We start from the raw sequence: 3,581 nt of genomic DNA, 5'->3' as shown, positions 1-3,581 counted from the left end.
TGATTCAAGGCGCGAATAATCTACAAGCCAGCCATGTGAAGAAAGTAAGTCTACCATTTCATCAGCATACTTCCATGCACGTTTTTTTGTGATCTCAAGTTTCTTTTGTAGATAGGGGTCATCCTTATCAAAACCGTAGCCAAGCACATGTACTTCAATTCCAAGGGGATCGAAGTTGGTTGTGAACTCTATGCCGGGAATGAACTGTAATCCCATTTTCTTGCACTCGTGTTCAACAGATTCAAGTCCGTCCACTGTGTCATGATCAGTTACGCTAATGGCCTTTAATCCGATGTCCCTTGCTTTTGTAATCAGCTCAGAGGGATAGAGGTCCCCATCCGAATAGATAGTATGCATGTGCATATCTGAAATAATTTGAATAATAACACCTCTTCAGCATTTCTTTTTGCAGTTTACTCATCATTAACTTAATGTAAATAGGCTATAAGCACCTCTATAGACTATATTTGGCCTGTATCGTAAACATTGATGGCTTGATGTGCAGGTCAATATCAAAATCTTGGACCCAGAAGTTCAAAGCAGAAAACGTATTGCAATTCTTATAGGATCTCAGTACTGTACTAGTATTCACAGGACAGTTTTTGTTCACGTTTTTCCTCTCCTTATATTATATGACTATCTAACTATATAATAATATGATAAAATTACTATATATATACTTCTCCACGGGTTACATATACTTAAGGGAAAAACGTTCATAGACGTATGAATTTAGGATCATTGCATATCACATTCAACAGAATACTTATAGTATGAACCTGATTTTATAACAGATAAATGGTAAAAGAATCGATATGTCAAGCAGAGAAAGGGATATGGCGATAAGATATCTCAATAAAGGGGTATCTTTAAAGGAAAAAGGTCTTCATGCAGAAGCACTTGAGAATTTTAAAAAGGCAGAAGAACATTCCTGGGGGGCTGCTTCTCCGGCTCTTCTGGCAACGGTCATGCAGAACTTTGGAGAACTGCTGGAGGTTATGGGTAATGAGGAAGAATCCTTTGAGCAGTATTCTCTCGCTGTTGCAAAGTTAGAAAGGCTTGTTGAAATCAGTCCGTCCTTCAAAGAGCAATTAGCCACTACCCTCAGCAAATTTGCTTCTATGCTTGTGGACAGGGGCAAAAAAGAAGAGGGTAAGGAAAATTACGAGAAGGCTGTCATACTTTACCGGGAACTTCGCAGGGAATACCCAAAAAATGTGCAGATACGTTCCAACATGATCTCTACTCTGAACAACCTGGGTGCTTTGCTTGCGGATATGGGTCTGAGGGATGAAGCACAGTGGAAATTCGAAAGAGCATTGAAAATGCTGGATGACAAGCTATGTCCTGCAGAGAACTACACTCATTGTTTTGAGAAAAAAGCCATGGTGCTGGAAAATCTTGCCAATCTTTTGATCGAAAGTGGAGAACTTGAGCAAGCAAGGGAAAAACTTGAAAACGTCCTTAATATCTATTTCTCTCTGCTTGATCAGGGTCATATGACCGAGCTTTACCAATCAAGAGTTGCTTTAGTCCTTAGCAAAATTGCTCGTGTGTTCGTATCTCTGGACAGGAAAGAAGATGCTTTGAAAAGTTACACCTCACTGGTACAGATGTATGGTGAGCTTGCAAAGCTTGGACCGGAAAATGAAGAAATGAAGATGGAAAGAGCTTCGGTTCTGGTTTCCATGGCAGATCTATTGGAAGGGATGTACAAGGATAAAGAAGCTATAAGCAGTTATGAGGAAGCACTGGGCATTCTTACAGATGTGCAGGCTTCACAGGAAACATCTAACTATTCTTCAATGATCATACCTATACAACTGAACCTCACGAAACTGCTTGTTTCGCAGGATCGAGTGCCTGAAGGTCTTGAAAAGCTGGAAAATGTCATAGAACTCATATCATTGCCCTCCGGGGAAAAAGATATGCAGGTCATTGACCTGGGCTACTCTTCTCTAATGCAAATATGTGAACAATTGTCTGCAAAAAGGGGTTATGATAACCCGGAAGTATTTGACCAGCTCCTTGGAATGCATAACAAGCTCAGCTTACTGGGAATCACTCAGGAAGGCCAGGTCTGCAAGGCAAGAATTATGAAAGATCTTGGCCGGACACAAATGGATGCAGGAGAAAAGAAGCTTGCTGTTGGAACACTCATGGAAGCTGTAGATATCTATACACAGCTGAACGATACAGGCAACTATTCATCAGAAATTGCTGATCTATTAGATATCATAGAAGCAAACATGCCGCATATTAAGGATGCTGAGGAACTTGAAAGCATCTATTATGGGATAACTGGGCCCCTCAAAGAGGAAGGCCTTGTACCTGAACAGACCGCACATGCTGGGAGCATTATGGATACACAGGAAAGATTAGCCGATATGGCACTCGATAAAGGAAGATATGAGCAGGCCTTTGATCTCTATCTGGAGATATACTCTGCAGATAGATCAAGGGAAGGAGTGCTTAATAAAGCAGCAGACGTATTGGGGAAACTTGAAGCTGATATGCACCTGAACAAGCGGTCAGGCAATATCCTGAAAGACATGGAGTTCCTTATTAAAGGATACTCTCTGCTTGCAGAAATGGAGCCTGCGAACTCAGAACACCGGCGTAACCTTGCAGCCATAGAAAAAGAAATGGGTAAGGTGTTGCTCGATACGGGTCATGTGGATGAGGCCAGGAAAAGTTATTGTCAGGCCCTTGACAATTATCTCGTGCTAATGGACATGCCAGGTAATAAGTATTATCTAAAAGGCATGTATGCTGTCCTTAAGGAGCTTACTGCTCTCTTACCTGCTATCGTTGACAAGGAAAAGGAGCTGCAATGTCAGGAGAAAATAACTTTGAGTTATTCCCGCATGTGTGAACTTGATCCTCAGGATGCCGGACTTGTGGAAGACCTTACCACTTCTCTGGACCACCAGGCTTCGCTGCTTGCTGTTCTGGACAGAAAAAAGGATGCTTATGAGCTTCTCAATCAGGCGCTGGATAAGTATGGATTGCTTTATCAGCTTGAATCTTCATACAAACATGCAGGAAAGGCTGCTGTGGCCACGAACAATATGGGCACACTGCTTGCCCGCATGGGAAGGAAAGAGGAAGCAAAACAGATGCTTGAGGATGCTTTGAGGATCTATAACTACCTGCTTGATCAGGAGCCTGATAACACAGAGCACATGGTTCATGCCGCCTGCACTCTGGACAATATGGGCACGCTCTTTGCGAACATGGACAGACCGGAGGATGCAAAGCACATGTACGAATCGGCTTTGCAGATGTATATGGACGTTACAGGTGTAGATCCCGATGATACCTCATACAACGAGCATGCTGCCCTTACCATGGAAAATCTGGGAGCTGTGCTGGAGCGCATGGGCAGGCGCGACGATGCAAAGTGGATGCAAGAAAACGCGAAAAAACTGAGAAACGGTGAGGCTTGAGTTGATTCCTTGCCACCTTTTTTATGATATGAAATGTATGATTTGCTTATTGTATTGAACACTCTCTGCTTTTAATCTGTAACTTTGCTTTTTGCGGCAGCAGTACCCAGCGAATCACTTACTTCAATACTG

2 protein-coding genes are annotated in these 3,581 nt (G+C 42.5%); one reads left to right on the top strand and one right to left on the bottom strand.

Annotated features, from left to right (window positions below; translation table 11 throughout):
* Positions 1-357: PHP domain-containing protein (locus AB7U21_RS11255; RefSeq protein WP_428389118.1), on the bottom strand; the 357-nt coding region annotated here is incomplete at its 3' end.
* Between the two features lie 458 nt (positions 358-815).
* Between AB7U21_RS11255 and AB7U21_RS11250 the strand changes: the two genes are divergently transcribed.
* Positions 816-3,449 (top strand): tetratricopeptide repeat protein, encoded by a 2,634-nt coding sequence (locus tag AB7U21_RS11250; protein WP_428389116.1) that lies wholly within the window; start codon positions 816-818, stop codon positions 3,447-3,449.
* Positions 3,450-3,581 lie beyond the last annotated feature (132 nt).

The organism is Methanomethylovorans sp., from assembly GCF_050177135.1.
Lineage (GTDB): Archaea > Halobacteriota > Methanosarcinia > Methanosarcinales > Methanosarcinaceae > Methanomethylovorans.
Note: the sequence above shows the minus strand (reverse complement) of the source record. Positions and strands in the feature narration are given on the sequence as shown.

Bases quoted from the DNA above. Each gene is read 5' to 3' on its own strand.
- AB7U21_RS11250 (WP_428389116.1), top strand. From the start codon at position 816: ATGTCAAGCAGAGAAAGGGATATGGCGATAAGATATCTCAATAAAGGG.